Origin of the sequence: Croceitalea rosinachiae (genome assembly GCF_031846445.1) — a bacterium.
Taxonomy (GTDB): Bacteria; Bacteroidota; Bacteroidia; order Flavobacteriales; family Flavobacteriaceae; genus Croceitalea; species Croceitalea rosinachiae.
Genome location: NZ_JAVRHR010000003.1, coordinates 138,294 through 157,469, shown reverse-complemented (window position 1 = coordinate 157,469; position 19,176 = coordinate 138,294). Strand labels below are relative to the sequence as shown.

Annotated in this window: 17 protein-coding genes; 6 read left to right on the top strand and 11 right to left on the bottom strand. The window is 36.7% G+C overall.

The annotated features are described in order from the left end of the window. The 5 genes from RM706_RS13245 to RM706_RS13225 all read right to left on the bottom strand — a co-directional run bounded on the left by RM706_RS13245 (window position 1) and on the right by RM706_RS13225 (window position 6,940). On the bottom strand, window positions 1-1,284 hold the full coding sequence (locus RM706_RS13245) for a site-specific integrase (protein ID WP_311352332.1): 1,284 nt from the start codon (window positions 1,282-1,284) through the stop codon (window positions 1-3). A gap of 368 nt (window positions 1,285-1,652) precedes the next feature. Then, a complete protein-coding gene (locus RM706_RS13240) occupies window positions 1,653-3,533 on the bottom strand; it encodes a S9 family peptidase (RefSeq protein WP_311352331.1) in 1,881 nt (626 codons plus the stop codon). Beyond that, a complete protein-coding gene (locus RM706_RS13235) occupies window positions 3,530-5,005 on the bottom strand; it encodes a sodium:solute symporter family protein (RefSeq protein WP_311352329.1) in 1,476 nt (491 codons plus the stop codon). The genes RM706_RS13240 and RM706_RS13235 overlap by 4 nt, the downstream gene beginning before the upstream one ends. 54 nt (window positions 5,006-5,059) lie before the next feature. Beyond that, window positions 5,060-5,725, bottom strand: coding sequence for a hypothetical protein (locus tag RM706_RS13230; RefSeq protein ID WP_311352327.1), 666 nt, complete (start codon window positions 5,723-5,725; stop codon window positions 5,060-5,062). Next, on the bottom strand, window positions 5,726-6,940 hold the full coding sequence (locus RM706_RS13225; RefSeq protein ID WP_311352324.1) for a dipeptidase: 1,215 nt from the start codon (window positions 6,938-6,940) through the stop codon (window positions 5,726-5,728). 228 nt (window positions 6,941-7,168) lie between these two features. On the opposite strand from RM706_RS13225, the gene RM706_RS13220 reads away from it, so the two are divergent. The 3 genes from RM706_RS13220 to RM706_RS13210 all read left to right on the top strand — a co-directional run bounded on the left by RM706_RS13220 (window position 7,169) and on the right by RM706_RS13210 (window position 10,474). After that, window positions 7,169-8,527, top strand: a complete 1,359-nt coding sequence (locus RM706_RS13220; protein WP_311352322.1) for an exonuclease domain-containing protein — start codon at window positions 7,169-7,171, stop codon at window positions 8,525-8,527. 47 nt (window positions 8,528-8,574) lie between these two features. Next, complete coding sequence (locus RM706_RS13215; RefSeq protein WP_311352320.1) at window positions 8,575-9,621, top strand: sensor histidine kinase; 1,047 nt, start codon at window positions 8,575-8,577, stop codon at window positions 9,619-9,621. A 76-nt stretch (window positions 9,622-9,697) separates the two neighbouring features. Beyond that, window positions 9,698-10,474, top strand: coding sequence for a LytR/AlgR family response regulator transcription factor (locus RM706_RS13210; protein ID WP_311352318.1), 777 nt, complete (start codon window positions 9,698-9,700; stop codon window positions 10,472-10,474). 362 nt (window positions 10,475-10,836) lie between these two features. Here the strand turns inward: RM706_RS13210 and RM706_RS13205 are convergent, their stop codons facing one another. The 3 genes from RM706_RS13205 to RM706_RS13195 all read right to left on the bottom strand — a co-directional run bounded on the left by RM706_RS13205 (window position 10,837) and on the right by RM706_RS13195 (window position 13,935). Further along, on the bottom strand, window positions 10,837-11,613 hold the full coding sequence (locus RM706_RS13205; RefSeq protein ID WP_311352316.1) for an aldose epimerase family protein: 777 nt from the start codon (window positions 11,611-11,613) through the stop codon (window positions 10,837-10,839). 9 nt (window positions 11,614-11,622) lie between these two features. After that, the gene (locus tag RM706_RS13200) at window positions 11,623-12,603 is read right to left on the bottom strand and encodes a PLP-dependent cysteine synthase family protein (RefSeq protein ID WP_311353005.1); all 981 of its coding nucleotides are present in this window, start codon (window positions 12,601-12,603) and stop codon (window positions 11,623-11,625) included. A 90-nt stretch (window positions 12,604-12,693) separates the two neighbouring features. Further along, complete coding sequence (locus tag RM706_RS13195; protein WP_311352314.1) at window positions 12,694-13,935, bottom strand: ABC transporter permease; 1,242 nt, start codon at window positions 13,933-13,935, stop codon at window positions 12,694-12,696. A 3-nt stretch (window positions 13,936-13,938) separates the two neighbouring features. On the opposite strand from RM706_RS13195, the gene RM706_RS13190 reads away from it, so the two are divergent. Further along, complete coding sequence (locus tag RM706_RS13190; RefSeq protein ID WP_311352312.1) at window positions 13,939-15,168, top strand: exo-beta-N-acetylmuramidase NamZ family protein; 1,230 nt, start codon at window positions 13,939-13,941, stop codon at window positions 15,166-15,168. Between the two features lie 249 nt (window positions 15,169-15,417). Here the strand turns inward: RM706_RS13190 and RM706_RS13185 are convergent, their stop codons facing one another. Then, complete coding sequence (locus RM706_RS13185; protein WP_311352310.1) at window positions 15,418-16,254, bottom strand: sterol desaturase family protein; 837 nt, start codon at window positions 16,252-16,254, stop codon at window positions 15,418-15,420. Between the two features lie 72 nt (window positions 16,255-16,326). Further along, window positions 16,327-16,824 (bottom strand): YkgJ family cysteine cluster protein, encoded by a 498-nt coding sequence (locus RM706_RS13180; protein ID WP_311352308.1) that lies wholly within the window; start codon window positions 16,822-16,824, stop codon window positions 16,327-16,329. Between the two features lie 51 nt (window positions 16,825-16,875). On the opposite strand from RM706_RS13180, the gene RM706_RS13175 reads away from it, so the two are divergent. Together RM706_RS13175 and RM706_RS13170 are read left to right on the top strand one after the other, a co-directional pair. Further along, window positions 16,876-17,586 carry a class I SAM-dependent methyltransferase gene (locus tag RM706_RS13175; RefSeq protein WP_311352307.1) on the top strand — a complete coding sequence of 237 codons (711 nt, stop codon included), beginning with the start codon at window positions 16,876-16,878 and terminating at the stop codon, window positions 17,584-17,586. Window positions 17,587-17,628: 42 nt separating this feature from the next. Next, window positions 17,629-18,525 carry a hypothetical protein gene (locus RM706_RS13170; RefSeq protein WP_311352305.1) on the top strand — a complete coding sequence of 299 codons (897 nt, stop codon included), beginning with the start codon at window positions 17,629-17,631 and terminating at the stop codon, window positions 18,523-18,525. Here the strand turns inward: RM706_RS13170 and RM706_RS13165 are convergent. Next, on the bottom strand, window positions 18,522-19,154 hold the full coding sequence (locus RM706_RS13165) for a 7-carboxy-7-deazaguanine synthase QueE (RefSeq protein WP_311352303.1): 633 nt from the start codon (window positions 19,152-19,154) through the stop codon (window positions 18,522-18,524). The genes RM706_RS13170 and RM706_RS13165 overlap by 4 nt on opposite strands. Window positions 19,155-19,176: the final 22 nt, after the last annotated feature.

Sequence of the window (19,176 nt, the reverse complement as noted above, 5' to 3'; positions counted from 1 at the left end):
TTAATCCACTTTCTTTAAAAGTTCAAACTTTACTTTAAAAACATCATTGACCGCTTCGGATTTGGCTTCATCATCAACTTGGTAATATTGGTTTAAGGTTTTCATGTCCTTATGACCTGTTATTGAAGCTATCAGCTTATCACTAATGCCTTTTTTCTTCATCATAGTGATAAATGTCCTACGTGCTGTATGTGATGAAATACGCTCACTAAAACGAATCTTTTCCCTAATATTCTCTTTCCCTTTGGTTGTAACTTTTTCAACGTCCCAGGTATAGCCAATAATTTCAAAAACCTCCTTGATATATTCGTTGTGCTTCTGATTAGCAATCAAGGGCAAATCGTAATCGTACTTTCTAAGAATGAACTTTGCAATATCATTAAGGGGTATTCTTCTTACTACTTTTTCAGCATCCTTCTCTTCTTTAAGATGCAGCTCCCCATTTACAATGTTTTCAAAAGTGATAAATTTCAATTCACCGAATCGCATACCGGTAACGCAAGCGAAAACAAAAATGTCCCGCACCCTTTCCAACCTCTTCAATTTAAACTCATGCGCCATTAACTTCTGAAGGTCTTCTAATGATAATGCAAGTTGATTGGTCACGACAACCTTTTTCTTTTTAAAGTCCTTAAAGTCCTCTTTGTAGGTATAGCCATTCTTAAAAGACCATAACATGAAAGTTTTAAATAAGCCTAGGTTTCTGGAGTAGGTGTTGTTTATATGCTCTCTTTCATTCATGCAGTAATCAGTAAACTCGGCATGAAATTTATTGTTGATTGTATTGAAGGTCAATAAATATTTTCTCTCTCTTTCAAAGTCCTTTAAAATGCCTTTGATATTGTTGTATCTTATTATGGTACTTGGCGACCAGTCCCCTATCTTTTGCTTATAATCCATAAAAGCATCATAGGCTTCAAAGAATAGGTTTTTCTTGTTTGGTGAGCGTTTAAATGATTTATCAAATTCGTCCTTTAGAACCTGTGAGGTAAAATCCTCATCCATTGACTTACATCTTGCTTGAATCTCTTCAAACTTTTCTTTATATCTATTTATCTGTGTTGCTATTTCCGCTGCAAGCTTAGAACGATTAGAACCATGGCGAAGTGGTTGCCGATTTTTAAAATCCCAGCTTTTTGGAGCTATCCTTTCGCCTGTGGAGTAAACAAATTTCTTTTCCTCTAGCTTGAAGTAGCATGAAAATAAAATAAGTGATTCGTGGTTTGATTTTTTTCCTCTTCCTTGAGGGTTCTTTAAAAAGAACGTTGACTTAAGAGTTGACATAAGAATTACAATTTGGTTGACAATTATTTTAAAGTCTAACCAGACTGCCAACTATAATAAAGATAAGAAATACCAGTGTTTCAAGGGATTTTGTAAGCTAACCGTTATTCAATAGTTATCTACAATTAAATCTTACAATACTCCCCGGCTCCACAAGATTAATTAAGCCACGCCTAAAGGCGTGGTTTTGTATTTAGAAACAATCCTAAAAAGCGTGTGCTTTAAGCTTTTATAATTGCAGATTGAGTGAGGGAAGCATTAAACAATCCCTCCGAGTATACTCTTAGATTGTTCAATTTGACTAAAATTTTTTAACTAATTGATTTACAGCAATTTTGTAGCCCCACTTAGCGCTATTTACATTCAAATTATAGCCATTTTTTAAACCAAGCTTCCAGGCGATTATACATATCCACTCGATTCTGGGGATTTCGAAAACCATGGGGTTCATTCGGATAGGATTTACTCTCAAAGGTCTTCTCTTTTTCTTTTAAGATTTTGACGGCCAATTCATACTGCCTAAAGGGGGCCCGAACATCGGCTTCTCCGTGCATAATCAGCAAAGGAGTCTTCACCTTCTCCACCCGTGATAGTGCATTGCTAACCTTGTATATTTCGGGACGTTCATCGGGCGATCCACCATGCCCGGTTTTTGTAAAGATTTTGCCAATGCGATCGGCATTGGTGTAGGCATCCCCAAAATCATAAATCCCTGCCATAGGCACTGCGGCGTCAAAGGCATCAGGCACACGGGTAATTGCAGCCATAGAAGTGATGCCTCCATAACTATAGCCATAAATTCCCACCTTTCCATTTGACCAAGGTTGGGAACGGATGAAATTAGAAGCGAAGGCCGCATCCTTGGCCTGTCCATTTCCCCAATCATTTATACTCAAATCTTGAAAAGGCCTATCAAATCCTGATCCCCCACGGTAATTCACAGCAATGACAACATAGCCTTTTTGCGCCATATATTGTTCGTTGAGACTGAGGCGTTTGTAGTATGTATTGGTTCCCCCACCATGGACATGAACCAGAGCAGGATATTTATTGCCGGCATCAAAATTATGGGGGTAATAAACAAAGCCTTGAATGTACAACCCATCCCAAGAACGGTAACTAATTTCTTCTGGCTCTAAGAGACCCTGCCACTCTGTGGAAAAATTGGTCAGGCGCCGGGGCAATCCTCCTTCAACCTTGATATAGTCAACATCATTACCTCGAGTAGACGTAGAACGCACAAAAACAAAGGCATCGGCACTGGGCGTAGCATGGTAATTGAAAAACGTCCCGCCCATATTGGTTACCCGCGTCGCTACACCCCCTTGGGAAGACACCCGCCATAATTCCACCTCGGAGCGTTCTTGGTAAGGAAAAAAGAGTTCACTACCATCTCCAGACCAGCTTACCGTATGATTAAAAAGCAAATCTGTGGCGTGTACTTGCATTTTCAATTTCTTATCTGTTCCTGCTTTGGGGTCTATCAAATAGATGTAAGAGAGATCCTCATACCAATACTCATCTTTAGCATTGGCAAAGAGCGCAATTTGGGAACCATCGGGAGACCATATCGGGGTCGACATGGCCATTAGATTTTTGGATACTTGACGTTCCTCACCCGTGGCAACATCCACCACCCAGATATCATCTTCCCAATAATCACCCTTAAACGAATAGTAGGCAATTTTACGGCTGTCCGGAGACCAAGAGGGATAAAACCGAAAATCATCGAGTGCCATTGCCTCAATGGTCAGCTGTTTTGCCTCTGCAGAGCCATCAGAAGGAACCATCCAAATATCTTGAAACCCAGACCGACCACTATAAAAAGCCACATATTTTCCATCGGGAGAAGGCTTTGGGGCACGTTCGTCTAAAGTATCGCTAGTCAAACGTTTGGGTGTAATTTCCCCAATCCCAATGGTCCATAGGTCTCCCTTATTGGAGTAAACGATACGCCTTCCATCCGCAAACCAAGATGGAGAGCTACCAGAGATCCAAAACTGGGCTTGAGCACCACTTTCCACTTCCTTGAGGAAAATACCTCTTTGTTCAGGAGTACTAGCCGTTATCGCTACCCATTTCCCATTAGGGGAAAGGGCCGCTCTACTTGCTCCATAATTTTGAGTAAAGATATTTTCCCAAGTCAAGGTAAGAGGTTCACGTTGAGCTTCAAGACCAAGAGAAATCAGGAAAAATACACTTAAGAAACAACTCAAGCATAAGGCCATATATCTTTTTTCTTTTTTCATTCTTTTATCTTCTTAGTATTCGAATTCTTTTCAAAATAGGGTTTCCAGGCCGATTCAGGTGGACGTTCGGTGAATAAGCTAACCACAATATAGGATAGTACACTTACCAAAAAACCAGGAATCACCGGATAGATTAATTCGTTTCCAAAAGCCTTCCATAAACCAGTCACTAAGACACCACCTACCATGGCTGCGATTGCGCCTTGTTTTGTGGCTCGTTTCCATAAAACCCCGCCCACTACTGGCGTAAAAAAGCCAGCGGCCATAATTGCGGTAAAAAGAATGACGATGAATTGAATGAGTTCTCCTTCGGCAAAACCGCTGATAATAGAAATCAAGGGAATAATCCCCACAATTAAAATACCAACTCTAGCAACAAATAATCGTCTGGATTTGGACGCTTTTTTCCGAATCAAATTCTGATAAATGTCTTCGGAAAGGGCAGAACCGGCCACCAGTAATAGGGAGTCTACCGTGGACATCATGGCTGAGGTCACCGCTGCCAACATAATAGTGCCTACAAAAGTGGGCAATACGGTCTTGGCAATCATGGGCATCGCCAAATCCCCTGTGGGAAGATTGGGAAAGAGTACCATAGCCACCAAACCTAGGATAAAAACTAACAAATTGATGCCCGTTACTACAATCACGGCCAAAAGAATGCCTCTGCGAATAGACTTCATATCCTTCATGGCATATAGACGCACTACTTTCTCTGGAGTCGCCACTGATCCCAAGAAAAAGGCAAGTCCCAATCCGATAAGTAATACGGTTGGAAAACCACTCCATTCAAAGGTCAATGGTTTTATCAACTCCACTTTTTCCATTAAGGCGGCCATTCCATCAAAATGAATCAAGGCTAAAGGAACGGATACCACCGTACCCACTATCATGATCAACATCTGCAAAAAGTCGGTGTAGACTACAGCAAGCATTCCGCCCACTAAAGTATAAAGCAATAAAATAAGGGTAAAAATAATCATCCCAGTTAAGGGGCTGATTCCAAATACCACGTTGGCCACCAAACCTCCGGCCAATATTTGGGCCTGAATGTAAACCACCGTAGCTATCAAAATAATGACTCCACCTATACCTCGGGCCGTTTTACTTTGGTATCGTCTTTCTAAAAAAGCAGGTAAGGTCAATTCTTTCACCGCCGTAAAACGGGGTGCCAGTACAGCTACCATAAACCAATATGCCAGAGGAATGGTAATTAGTACCCAACCAAAGGACCAACCTACAGCATAAATAACACCAATGGTACCTATGAAGGTTCCTGCACTGGTATGGGTGGCCGCCATGGTGGCCCCACCAATGCCCCAACCCAATTTACTACCGGCAATCCAGTAGTCTTCTTCAGATTTTGTCCAGCGCAAGCTCAACCAGCCGATTCCAAAAATCAACAGAAAATAGCCAACGAATATGATAAATTGTAAATCTATCATTTCCGTTCTATCCAAAACATCCAACATGTATAGGCTATTACAATCAAGCCTAATATGGCAAATAGCCCCCAAAATATAAATCTATCCATAAGCTAAGTGTTTTCGGTTTAGCCAAATGACTATACCCATGATTATGAAAATGACTGCCACTAAACTATCCATCCATATGGCTAGAGCAATATGCGTTTTTGGTCCATCATGTATTTCTAACCGAAGCATCGAGGTCAAGGCAGGAATTTGAAAATCAATTTGCCGCATGACATCAGTATCCCTTTCCGTAGTTTCTACATTGGGAAATAGCAAGGTATAGTTCAGGTCATTGGCAGATTCCAGTTTTATGGTTAAAAAGTCGTTATCCGAATTTGATGCCGACAAATCGGTAAAAAAAAAGGGGATGTAACGGTCTGTGGTCTTTGTTTCAACAGTATACACCAATTCGAGCTTATCTGAAAAATTTTCGATGGGTAATTCAATGGGAATGGTTATCAGACCATTAGTCCCTTGACTTTTTATAGCAATATTTTGCCCAGAGGAGTGGATAGACACATTCAATAGTTTGTTTCCTTCAAACTCTAATATTTTAAGGGAAAGCTGTTTTGTGGAGTCAGGTAAATTCAAATAGAGGTTTTGCCTAATAATGGTTGTATCTTGCTTTAACTTCACCAAGGCAGAGGCCCCGGCAAGTTTACCCTGTGATTGCGAGGCGCCTGTTGCCAACAAAAAAATAAGGACGAAGACCTTTTTCATCTAAACCCAGACTTCCTTTAAAAGGCGCAATGTATTTTGGCCCATTACTTTAGCAATTTCCATTTCTGAATAGCCATGTTTTACCAACCAACGTAAAATATTATAAGAACCTTCAGTAGGGTTTTCCAATCCATCTACGTATTCCACCGGTTCATATTCCATTCCCGGTTTTCCTGTTCCTTTTGACGCTTTTAATGATAATGCAGCCGTGTAGGCCTTGTGCAGTCCTACATGATCTCCGTAAAGGGTATCAGGTCCTAGAGTAACATGGTCGATACCTACCAAATCTTTAACATGTTCAAAATGCTCCATGACCGCATCCAAATTGTGTTTCCGATGATTTGGGGTAAGCGTAGTATGTGGAGCTGCCTCAATACCAATGACACCACCTTTATCTGCACAGGCCTTAAAGACCTCATCAGGAGCCATACGGTTGGTATTCCAGAGGGCCTTGGCTCCAATATGGCTGATAATAATTGGCTTGGTACTGTGCTTTATAGTGTCTAGGGCAGTTTGGTCCCCTGTATGTGAAACATCGATTAACATGCCCACCTTGTTCATGCGTTCTACAGCGCGTTTACCAAACTTGGTCAGCCCCCCATCCCGCTCTTCCTTTAAACCTGATCCCAAGGCATTGGACTCACTATAAGTGATTCCTAAAGATCGGAGTCCAAAACCGTAAAGAAGATCAATTCGATCCAATTCATTCTCAATCATCATGGCACCTTCCATCACTGCCACCAAGGCTACTTTGCCCTCTCGATGGGCTCTATAAATATCGTCGACTGTTTTGCAATGTATTACAAAATCTTGATGGGCTATATCACAAAGGCGCATACCCAAATCGTGGATAACCTCGCTCCATTTCCATCCACCTTTGGAGTGAATTTGGCAGACCCCGTTCATCAAATTATCAAAGACACAATCCCAATGCCCTTTGGAAAGACCCTCGAAAGCAGTTGCCATTCGACCTTCCTTAATATAGGATGGTGTCTGCATAATATCTTTGGGAAAGGTTCCTAGATGCTCATGCACACTGATAAGAACATTTTCTTTAAGAATATGGTCTACCAACTGCTCTTGTTCAGCATTTAAAGAAACTTTTTTAGATGGAACACGATCAATTTCTTTGGCTAGTTCAAAAGATTTATAATCCACATCTTTTTCTAAATATTGAAAAGATTGGTACCCTTTATAGATTTTATTGGAGCCCATGTGCTTTATTTAAGGTATGTGATGGAAAGTTAAAATAAATATTTTAAAATTGCTTTTTATGATTAAATAGATATGGCCGAATAAAAAAGAAAGTTAGATAAAAGACATGAAGAAGATGCAAGATTGGGGTTATGAATTGGATTGATAAGCCTTTTTATTGTCAAAGTTTAGAACAGCAATTTCAATCTCCACTGCCCGATAACACAAAATAATCTTTAATTTTATTGAGTGTACACCATCATCGACATAGAAACCACAGGTAATGGTATCAAAGGCAATAAGATTACTGAAATCTCCATTTTTAAATTTGATGGCGAACAAATAATCGATGAGTTTACAAGCCTTGTCAATCCAGAATGTGAAATCCCTTATTTTATTACTGGTTTAACAGGTATTGACAATCAACTGGTTGCCAATGCACCAACCTTTAAAGAACTTGCAAATAACATTCTTGAGATTACGAAAGATTGTATTTTCATTGCACATTCCGTAAACTTCGATTATGGTATAATTAAGGAAGAATTTAGACAACTAGAATTAGATTTTTCAAGAAAGAAGCTCTGTACCATAAGGCTTTCACGAAAACTTATCCCTGGATTAAAATCCTATAGTTTAGGTAAGTTATGTACTTCTCTTTCCATCCCATTAACTGATAGGCACAGAGCTAGAGGTGATGCCCATGCTACCTTACTTTTGTTTCAAATATTGTTGAAAAAATCCGAATCAAGTTCTATAATCAAAACATTTCTTAATGCTCGAAGTCAAGAAGCTACTTTGCCACCATTATTATCAAAATCGATCGTAAATAACCTACCGACCACTCCAGGAGTCTATTACTTTAAAGATAAAAACGGTAAAATCATTTATATCGGTAAAGCAGTAAATATTAAAAAAAGAGTTTTAGGCCATTTTTACGATAAGAGCAATCACGAAATTCGACTTTGTAAAGAAATAGCCGATATTGATTTTGAACTTTCAGGGAGCGAACTTTTAGCACTATTGATGGAATCAGCCGCTATTAAAGAGCACTACCCCATGTACAATAGAGCGCAAAAAAAAACAGTCAAACAATATGCCATTTTTAGTTATGAAGACCGAAAAGGGGTTTTGCACTTGGCATTTGATTCACTTAGAGCAGCACCTAACCCGTTAATGATATTCTATAATCAAGTAAATTGCAGAACCTATTTAGAAAATTTATGTGAAGCCCTTTTTCTTTGTCCAAAATATTGTCATTTACAAACAGCACCTGGACCTTGCTCTCATTTTAGAGCTAAAAGTTGCGAGGGAATTTGCAGATCTGAAGAATCTCCTCTAGATTATAACAATAAAGTGTACAAAGCTATTGCCATATTAAAAAAATATGAAGACAGGGTTTTGATAGAACGCAATGGACGAAACCCAGACGAAAAGGCGATTATTCTTTTAGAAAATGGCGTTTATAAAGGATACGGCTTTATTGAAAATAATAGGCAAGTTAATTCTGAAGAAGACCTAAAAGCAATTATAATTCCACAAAAAAATACGGTCGAAGCGCAACGTATTATTCAAAGCTCAATTAAGCGCAAGTTTGCGATTACTCGCTAAAAGTTTTGTACATTTTAACACTAAATCGAGGTAAAATATAACTTTTGATGTTATTTGGTAACCCTAAAAACATTATTGGATTTGATGACCGTGCATATGTTATAGCTGGGGCTATATTGAATACGCAGACTACAATGGCAATCTACTATACCGGTTCGTTTTTTGAAGTTAGTTTCCAAAATTACCTAGTAAAATGGTTTGGTGAATTTTTGATTATCTTGATATTATGGATCACAATAAGAGATATATACTTACAAATTATAAAAAGGTTTAAAGGCTTTGACAGTCTTAAAAAAAGACTATTAATTATGCCCCTATTTTTAATTCCCTATTATATTATTGGTATTCTATATCTAGAATTTTTGCAACCTATTTTCCATTGGGGATATATAAACTACCCGCTCCCTAGTTTTCCAGTTCAGTTTGCTACTGGTGCGATTGTGCTATTTGCAAATCTGGGATTTTACGAATGCCTTCTCTTAATCGTGGAGCTTAAAAACATTAAGGTTAAAGAAGAGGTTATAAAAAAAGAAAAAATCACCTCTCAATTAATGAATCTTAAAAATCAAATAAGCCCACATTTTTTATTTAACAGTCTTAGCACTTTAATTCACCTTATTGATACCGATAGTGAAAAATCAAAAGAGTTTGTGCATAAACTTGCAAACGTTTATAAAAGTACTTTAGAAGTATCTGATAAAAATTTGGTTTCTTTAAAAGAAGAGCTTAAGTATATAAATACCTATACCTCATTATTACAAGAAAGATTTGGCAGTAACGTAAATTTTAAAATCAAAATACAAAATGAAGATAAACATAAAAGAGTAATTCCTTTGTCTTTGCAATTAGCAGTTGAAAATGCTGTCAAGCATAATATCATCACCAAAAAACAACCTTTGAACATTAATATTCAAACCGAAAATGATTATTTGATTATAAAAAATAATCTTCAAAAGAAACTGACCAATGGAATTAATTATGGTTTAGGTCTAGAAAATATTACAAAAAGGTACAAGCTTTTAACTAATAGACGAGTGATAATTGAAAATGGAAAATTAGATTTTATTTTAAAATTACCCTTATTAAGTGAGTAACTATTTTCAAGATTAAGTGTTTTATTGATAAACAATATGTTATATTAACAATCAGTTTGCATATTTTTCATAGATAATGTCAAAAAAATTAAGAATTGCTATCATAGAAGATGAGCCCATTTCAAGTGCTTATCTGAAAAACCTAATTTCTCAAACTGGTATCGAACACAAAATAATTCAGGAACTAGATTCTGTTTCTGAAGCCTTGGAATTTTTCACTAAAAACCCTGATTTGGATTTAATTTTTATGGATATCCATTTAGGTGATGGTACTTGTTTTGATATTTTAAACACCATTACAATTGAAAAACCAATAATTTTCTGCACCACCTTTGATACCTATGCAGTTCAAGCTTTCAAATACAACAGCATTGATTATATTTTAAAGCCCGCTAAACTTACTGATATTGAGGCAGCCCTAAAAAAATACTGGTCTTTTAAAAAATCTGATGAAGATGACTATTTAATAAGAATGGACAAAATGATGGGGGCTTTTATTGCACCCAATTATAAAAAACGCTTCTTGGTAAGGAAAAATAACAAGCTAATGCTTATTGATATCAATAGCATAATTTGTTTTTACTCTGATGGAGGCACGAGTTATTTAATGGAAAAATCTGGAAGTTCTCATACCATTGATTTTACTTTAGAGAAATTAGAAGAATTGATAGATCCAAATAGTTTTTTTAGAATCAATAGAAAAATGATGATTTCAATTAACGAAATCCACTCAGTTGAAGACTACTTTAACAATAGGCTAAAAATCAGGTTACATAGCCGAGTACCATTAGATTTAGTGGTTAGTAGAAACAGGGTAAAGCACTTTAAAAACTGGTTGAAAGGAGTTTCTTAGGCTATTTTTTTATTTTGCTGTACATTTTAACCACAAACACTAGCCACACTAAAAAAATTAGTGCCACCACAATGGAATAAAGTAGAATAAAATCCATTATTTTTTATACCTCAGGTAATTCATAAAACCAAGTATTGTCGGTGCCCAGAACGCAATAAATATAGCATCCATCTTTTTTCCGCTTAGGAAAAGTACTTCAGAGACAATGATAATTGATACCACTAATAAGAGCATGATACAATTCATGACTCCTATCCTCTCAATAAAATCTTTAAACATTAGGCTATTTGTAATATTATTACAACCAAATTACCTATAATAACGCAGAATATGTTAAGAAAATTGTGATTTTCTTAACATTTTTAATCGCCTGATATGAGTTTTACCTTAAAGGTTTTTTCATTGTTTAGATATTGAAAACCTTCGTGAAGTTTACGTTGTTCAACCGAATAAGGATAGAAAGTAATCGGTTCTATACAGACCATATTATTTACTTCAGTCCAACACATGAAATGCCCAAAACCTTCAGTCTTTATGGTAATCCTCTTTTCGTCGACCAAAGTAATTTCATTGCAATTAGGTACTTCTAAGGCACGACTGCCAACAGCTAAGACTTCAGCTAAGCTAATCTGTTTGTGATTGTTCTTTATAATAGGATTATCTGTGGTTAACTTGAAAGCAGGATGATAACCTAACATGTAGGGCATATCGCGTTCTCCCGAAACCTTGAAACGGATTTCAAGGGCTTGATCGGTAAGAGAAAAAAATTTTTCAAATCGAAAGCTATAAGGCCAAACCAATAAGGCCTTATCTGATTTTTCTGGGTATTTTTTATTCGTTACAGGTGTTCCCGCTTTATATTCCTTGACGAATGTTGCAGAAGTGCCAGAGTTTTCGGCTAAGTCATAGGATAACAGACGTAAATGACCGTGCTGATCTTGAACCGCATTAGCTTTCGGAACTTGCACCATAAAACCAGCTTCATTAACAGGGCCTATTATTGGAAACATTTCTGTATCCGAACTCCCCCAACCTAAGCTACCTTTTTGATGAATAAATTCATGACCATCAACGGAGTAACTTACCAATTCGCCTTCTTTAATTTTTACAATTTTATTTTCTAATTGTAATGTTCTCATATTATCTTTTTAATCGATATAACCCATTTCCTTCATCCAATCGTCATTGAACATTTTACCAACATAGCGACTCCCATGATCGTGAAACAATACTACAACGACATCATCTTTTGTAAAATAATCTTTTAATTGCAACAGGCCTTTTATAGCAGCACCAGCAGAATTGCCCAAGAACATACCTTCTTCTTTAGCTAGTTTCTGAGTATAGATCGCGGCATCCTTATCGGTCACTTTTGTAAAACCATCAATGATTTCAAAACGAACATTTTTGGGTAAAATATCTTCACCTATACCCTCGGTGACATAAGGGTAAATTTCTTTCTTATCAAAAATACCAGTTTCATGATATTTTTTAAATACTGAACCATAGGTGTCGATTCCCCAAACTTTTACATCAGGATTTTTCATTTTCAAGTACGAACCTACACCAGATATGGTACCTCCTGTACCAACACCAACTACAAAATGCGTTACCTTGCCTTCAGTCTGTTCCCAAATTTCGGGACCTGTGCTCAAAAAATGCGCTTTGCAATTGCTGGGATTATCATATTGATTGACGTACCAAGAATTGGGTATTTCATTAGACAAGCGTTTTGCTGTGGAGTAATAACTTCTTGGATCTTCTGGAGCAACATCTGTAGGGCAAACATGCACCTCACTACCAACAGCTTTTAAAATATCTATCTTTTCTTTTGATTGTTTGTCACTAATAACACAAATCATCTTGTATCCTTTGACAACTGCAGCAAGAGCGAGTCCCATACCCGTGTTGCCCGAAGTGCCTTCTATTATGGTGCCACCAGGTTTTAAGATGCCTGCATCTTCAGCATCTTCAACCATCTGTAAGGCCATACGATCTTTAACTGAGTTACCAGGGTTAAATGTTTCGTATTTTGCCAAGACCAAACATGGAAGCTCTTTAGTAAGCTTGTTCAACTTTATTAATGGTGTTTTACCAATGGTTTCAAGGATGTTTTTTGCGTATTCCATAATTGCCACAAAGGTAAGTTTTTGGTTGATTTTGATGTCCAGATTTATTGATTAATAGAAGTTTGAAAACAAAAAATATTTACAATAAGGTCATTCAAACTTTATCGCCTTTACTGGAGAGATTTTAGCGACCGCATAAGATGGAATCAACAGCATCAACAAACAGAGGAGCACCACTCCAAGATTCAATAATAGAATCGTAGATATATCAATCTGTACCGGGATGTATTTAATATAATATTCTTCAGGATTTGGAAATTTTAAAAACTGAAACTTTTTCTGGAGAAGAAGAATACCAAGTCCAATTATATTACCCCAAAAAACTCCAATTCCTATTAAATAGGTTGCATTATACAAAAATACCTTTCTAATGCTCCAATCACGCGAACCCAAAGCCTTTAAAATGCCTATCATTTGCGTGCGTTCTAGAATTAGCACCAAAAGTGCCGTAATCATATTGATGCCGCCAACGATAATCATTATACTAATGATGAGGGCGGTGTTGAAATCAAACAATTCTAACCATTCAAAAATCTTATAATATTTCCCCTTTAGGTTTTGCGTGTCTAAAGCAGATGGCGTTTTATTATATAACTCAATTGTTTTCTGATCAATTTGAGAAAAATCGTTCAGAAAAACTTCAAAATTACCTACTTCATTAGCATCCCATTTATTCATTCGTTGCACATGGCGCAAATCGATAAAGACATATGAAGCATCCAGCTCTTCAAAACCACTTTCATAAACACCCACGATCTTAAATCTTCTATTATTGGGAGTTTTAGAGAGATCACCACCTTTCAAAAAGATAGCAAGAAACGTGTCCTCAAGTTTTAATTGCAGTTTATTGGCCAGTATCTTTGATATAAGAACCTCTTCATTCAACTCATTAGAAAAAATAGGCAAACGCCCTTCAATTAAAAACTCTTTAAAGAATTTCCAATTATAATCTTTGCCTACACCTTTTGCCAGTATTCCCTCAAAAGTCTCTTCTGTTCTAATGATTCCGGCTTTTACCGCTACTCCCTGAATATGTGACACTCCTTCGATCTCATCGAATTTTGGGTAAAAACTATCATCTAAAGAAATCGGGGAGACGGAAACATCAGAAGTATTGTTATCGTAATTTTGAATTTGTATATGACCGTTAAATGCTGCCACTTTTTCGCGAATTTTGAGTTGTAGCCCAACACTTGTGCCAATTGCAATGAGCATCATAACAATGCTTATAGCAATAGCAGCAATGGCAATTTTTATTATTGGGGCAGAAATACTAATTTTATGTTCCTTCCCTGTAATCAGGCGCTTGGCGATAAAAAATTCTAAATTCAATTGATGGCGATTTTCCCAATTTTCAAAGTTACGGTTTTAAGCCTATGTTTTTCTTTTGTTAGTTGTGCACAGAAACAAAGTTTAAATTCCAAAAAAAAAGAAGTATCAAATACTAAGAATATTAAAAAGGAAATCGTCGTAGCTGCTAATAGCACAAAAACATATTTACCAAAACTAGAAGGGAAGAAAATTGCTGTTGTTGCCAATCAAACAAGCGTCATATCCAAAAGAAATGGTTATACCCATTTGATAGATTCCCTTTTGTCTTTAGATGTCAATATTAAAAAAATTTTTGCTCCAGAACATGGATTTAGGGGCAAAGCTGATGCAGGTGAATTCGTAAAAGATGGCATAGATACAAAGACTGGCTTATCGATTGTATCGCTTCACGGACAAAACAAAAAACCTAAGCCAGAACAACTAAAGGGCATCGACCTTGTAATTTTTGACATTCAAGATGTTGGAGTTCGGTTTTACACGTATATAGCCACACTACAATTGATTATGGAAGCTTGTGCCGAGGCCAAAGTACCAGTAATGGTCTTTGATCGTCCTAATCCTAATGGAAATTATGTAGATGGTCCAAGTATGGAGACCGAGCATACCAGCTTTTTGGGAATGCAGGCCATTCCACTAGTTTATGGTATGACTATTGGCGAATATGCTGAGATGATCAATAATGAAGGATGGCTCTCTGATGGGAATAAGGCCGATTTGACCGTAATACCCTTGTTGCATTACACACATGATTCAGATTATTCATTTGCTATACGACCTTCCCCTAATTTACCCAATGACCAATCTATAAATCTGTATCCTAGTCTTGGTCTTTTTGAGGGAACCCATATAAATGCGGGTCGCGGAACTGAGTTTCAATTTCAACGTTATGGCGCTTCATTTTTAGACAGCATAGCTTATGATTTCAATTATGTGCCCAAGCCCAATTTTGGCTCGAAATATCCTAAAGAAAAAGGTAAAATATGTTTTGGAGAAGACTTGTCCAATCACTCAAAATTGAATGTTGTTTCTTTACAATGGCTAATCAAAGCTTATCAAAACTGTACTGATAAAACTAAGTTTTTTAATACCGATGGTTTTACAAAGCATGCTGGAACTGAAAAACTGCAAAAACAAATAGAAGTAGGGATGTCTGAAGCTGAAATAAAAGCAACCTGGCAAGCTGATTTAGAAACTTTTAAAGAAGTTAGAAAGAAATATCTTCGCTACGATTGAAGCCGGGCTTAGCAAGTCAAAGCTGTTTTCTTGCCTTTCTGTTTCTGCTACTTCTAAAATTCCTGCTATTTCTTGTGATGTAACTGACCAAGGCCAACCCTGCCGCAACCAGAATAATTGGCACTAGTAGTTGAAAAAACTCATAGGGTAAATCCATATGTGATAATATACACAATAATACCTTCTAAAAAAAATTAAAGCCCTATTAAAAGCGCATATGCAAGTCTTTAAAAATTAAAGAAAAAGTACTTAGTCATGATTGCCTGTAGTGGGTTTTCGATATTTATGAAAAGGCTGTTTTAACAAGCCCACAATACTGCTGTTCACTTTTTCATCTGGGAAAGTGTCCACACCATAGGTAATCTTATCAGGTTCCAATTCCATAAAAGTGCCAAAAAGTCTGTCCCAAATCGAGAAAATATTACCATAATTTGAATCGGTATAAGGCAATACAAAATGATGGTGTACCTTATGCATGTCGGGGGAGATGATAATCCAGCTCAAAGCTTTATCCACTTTTCGCGGTAACCTAATATTCGCGTGATTAAATTGCGATAAGATTACCGAAAGGCTCTGGTAGAGCATAATAACCCCAATTGGAGCTCCAACTACAAAAACCCCAATTAAGGTAAAAGTATATCGAATAAGACTTTCTAGCGGATGGTGTCTATTTGCAGTTGTAGTATCTACATTATGATCAGAGTGATGCACCAAATGCACCATCCATAGCGGCTTTACCTTATGCTCAACCAAATGGGCTGTATAAGCTCCAATTAAGTCAAGTAGCATTACTCCTAAAACAACATATAACCATAATGGCATTGCTGGCAACCAATTGATAACTCCAAACTGGTTTTCAATAGTCCAATCAGAAGTTTTTAAGAGTAAAAATGCTAAAGGGAAGTTGATAATTATTGTACTTAAGGTAAAAAAGAAATTGGGCAATGCGTGCCGCCACTTTCTATACTTAACATTAAAAAGAGGAACAATGCCTTCTAAAATCCAAAAGAATGTAATTCCGCCCACCAAAATCAAACTTCTATGTAATGGGGGGATGGTTTCAAAATAATTCATTAGCTGCTCCATAGTCTTCTAAAATACAAAATCACGTTCAAAGATTTGGACCATTAAAAACGAAAACTTAAAAGTGATTTCTAACTAATACGACTTTATTCTCCTCTTCATTTCTTCAACAATGTTGTACGCTGCAGGACAAATAGCAACATTTTTCAAAGTTAGATCGCTTATTTGCTGGAACTTCTTTCTATCCGTGTGCGGAAATTCGCGACAAGCTTTTGGTCTCACATCATAAATAGAACAATAGTTGTTCGTACTTAAAAATACGCATGGTACTTTTTTTAGTATATAATCATGATCTTCATCAACTTTCAAGTACTTTTCAATAAACTGCTGTGGCTTTAATCGAAAATACTTCGCAATTCTCTCAATATCAATATTAGTAAAAAGAGGTCCTGTAGTTTTACAACAATTGGCACATTGCAAACAATCAGTCTGTTCAAATTCATTTTCATGCAATTCTTGCATGATATAGTCTAAATTCTTAGGCGGCTTTTTTTTAAGTTTTGCAAAGAATTTTTTATTCTCTTGGTGCTTTTTAGCCGCTTTCTTCGGCAATTCATTTATTTGCTCTAGCATACATTACAAACCTAAAAAATATTGTTACATTTTTGTGGTATAATCAAACTTATGAGCGATATTATCGGAAAGGCACTTCTGGATTTTCAAAACGGTAATTATTCCGAAGATATCATAACGTACTCATCTTTAGGCGAAGAAGATATGATTACGGTTCCATATTTGTTTCGGGCATATAATGACATGCCTAAAATAGAACAACGAGCATTAGGTCTTTGTTATGGAAAAATTTTAGATGTTGGGTGTGGAGCAGGCAGTCATAGTGTTTACTTACAAGAAAAGGGTTTTGATGTTACTGCTCTTGATTCTTCTAAAGGAGCCATACGAGTCTGCGAGCTTAGAGCCTTGCAAAACACAATTTGTACTAATATTCAGGATTTTTATGGAACAAAATTTGATACGCTTTTACTATTAATGAATGGTATTGGCATTGTTGGCAACTTAAATAGGTTGGGCAACTTTTTGAATCATTTTAAATCCTTATTACGGCCAAGAGGTCAAATTCTTCTTGATTCAAGCAATATTATCTATATGTTTGAACAAGACGATGATGGTGGATATTGGATACCTGACACTATAGATTACTATGGTGAAGTTGAATTTCAGATGAGTTATAAAGGTTTGAAAGGAAAACCTTTTCATTGGTTGTATATAGATTTTGAGAATTTAAAAAAGTATGCACAAAACCATAGGTTTGCTTGTGAGCTTGTAAGTGAGGGTAAACATTACGACTATTTAGCCAAACTTACCTTAAGACCATAATAGATTAATATATTAAAACGTTTATCTAACAAAGTATTGGTAATGAATAAAAGAAGTATCTATTTTTTAGCAATTTCAACCTTGATTTTTATTGCTTGTAGTTCAAATGACAATGAACCTACTGATCCTGCTGATGATGGGCCAACTCAGGTAGACAAATCGCAAAACCTACTAGCTACAGGTGCTTCTGCAAATGATATTCTTTCAAATGCACGTTTTGATAAATTATTAATTGAAGCTACCTATGCACCGGGGTTTAGACCAACCGATGAAGCGATGAACAATTTTCAAGACTACTTAAGAACGCATACTTTTAAAACTGATATAGAAATTGAATATAGAGAGATTGATGCAACTGGCGAAGAATCATTGACATTAGAAGAAATAGATGATTTAGAGCAAGAAAATAGAACTGCGTATAATGATGGAACCACATTGGCCATATATATCTTTTTCGCTGACGCACCTTCTGAAGGTGATAATCTTGATGAGGGTTTAGTTACTGTTGGCGCGGTTTACCGAAATACCTCTATGATTATTTATGAAAAAACTGTAAAAACATTAGCCGACCGTAGTTTTACAATAACCACTGCAGATGTTGAAACAGCCACTTTGAATCATGAATTTGGACATTTATTTGGATTAGTAAACCTTGGAACAGTACCCGTAAATGACCACGAAGATCCAGAAGCTGAAAACCATTGCAACGTAGATCCATGCCTTATGCGAGCCGAGCTAGAATTTGGACAAGTGAACAGAGCATTTTCCGCAATTCATAATAAATCTCATTTACATTCTTCATGCTCTTTAAATGGTGAAGCATTATTAAAACAAATGGAACTTCAAGTTTCTAGGGGCAATGCTGCTACTCCCGGATTGGACCCAGAATGCCGATTAGATTTAGAAAGTAATGGAGGTAGACCAAGTACTGAGAGCTAAGGGATGTTCAAATATTTATGGGTTTGCAGTGAGACCTTCCATTTTGGGTTTTGCATAACGTAGTCTACAATTAAAGGAGTCACCTTTTGCCGTACACTCCATTCAGGTTGCAAGTACAAAATACAATTTTCACCCACCTGAGCAGCCTGTTCTTCTGCAAAATTTAAATCATGTTTATTGTACACTATCACTTTTAATTCATGGGCTTTGTTATAAATATCACCCACAGGGAGTTTGTTTTTTTTTGGAGATAAGCAAATCCAATCCCAAATACCGGTCAAGGGGTAAGCCCCTGAAGTTTCAATATGGATGTTTAGTTTATGCGATTTCAAAGCATTGGTAAGTGGTCCCATGTCCCATGTTAACGGTTCACCACCGGTTATGACTATGGTGTCAGAATATTTGACAGCATTAGTCACAATCTGTTCAATACTAGTTGGCGGATGGGTTTCCGCATTCCAACTCTTCTTTACATCACACCAATGACAACCTACGTCACAGCCACCGATTCGTACAAAATAAGCAGCTGTACCTTTATGAAATCCCTCTCCTTGTATGGTATAGAACTCCTCCATCAAAGGCAACATATGGCCTTTAGCCACCAAACCCATTACATCTTTTATAGCCATGCTGCAAAGATAAAACTAACTG

Coding starts and splice junctions, on each gene's coding strand:
- RM706_RS13200 (WP_311353005.1), bottom strand. CDS start 12,603: ATGGAATACGCAAAAAACATCCTTGAAACCATTGGTAAAACACCATTA.
- RM706_RS13170 (WP_311352305.1), top strand. CDS start 17,629: ATGAATAAAAGAAGTATCTATTTTTTAGCAATTTCAACCTTGATTTTT.
- RM706_RS13175 (WP_311352307.1), top strand. CDS start 16,876: ATGAGCGATATTATCGGAAAGGCACTTCTGGATTTTCAAAACGGTAAT.
- RM706_RS13210 (WP_311352318.1), top strand. CDS start 9,698: ATGTCAAAAAAATTAAGAATTGCTATCATAGAAGATGAGCCCATTTCA.
- RM706_RS13190 (WP_311352312.1), top strand. CDS start 13,939: ATGGCGATTTTCCCAATTTTCAAAGTTACGGTTTTAAGCCTATGTTTT.
- RM706_RS13205 (WP_311352316.1), bottom strand. CDS start 11,613: ATGAGAACATTACAATTAGAAAATAAAATTGTAAAAATTAAAGAAGGC.
- RM706_RS13225 (WP_311352324.1), bottom strand. CDS start 6,940: ATGGGCTCCAATAAAATCTATAAAGGGTACCAATCTTTTCAATATTTA.
- RM706_RS13165 (WP_311352303.1), bottom strand. CDS start 19,154: ATGGCTATAAAAGATGTAATGGGTTTGGTGGCTAAAGGCCATATGTTG.
- RM706_RS13185 (WP_311352310.1), bottom strand. CDS start 16,254: ATGGAGCAGCTAATGAATTATTTTGAAACCATCCCCCCATTACATAGA.
- RM706_RS13215 (WP_311352320.1), top strand. CDS start 8,575: ATGTTATTTGGTAACCCTAAAAACATTATTGGATTTGATGACCGTGCA.
- RM706_RS13235 (WP_311352329.1), bottom strand. CDS start 5,005: ATGTTGGATGTTTTGGATAGAACGGAAATGATAGATTTACAATTTATC.
- RM706_RS13240 (WP_311352331.1), bottom strand. CDS start 3,533: ATGAAAAAAGAAAAAAGATATATGGCCTTATGCTTGAGTTGTTTCTTA.
- RM706_RS13180 (WP_311352308.1), bottom strand. CDS start 16,824: ATGCTAGAGCAAATAAATGAATTGCCGAAGAAAGCGGCTAAAAAGCAC.
- RM706_RS13230 (WP_311352327.1), bottom strand. CDS start 5,725: ATGAAAAAGGTCTTCGTCCTTATTTTTTTGTTGGCAACAGGCGCCTCG.
- RM706_RS13245 (WP_311352332.1), bottom strand. CDS start 1,284: ATGTCAACTCTTAAGTCAACGTTCTTTTTAAAGAACCCTCAAGGAAGA.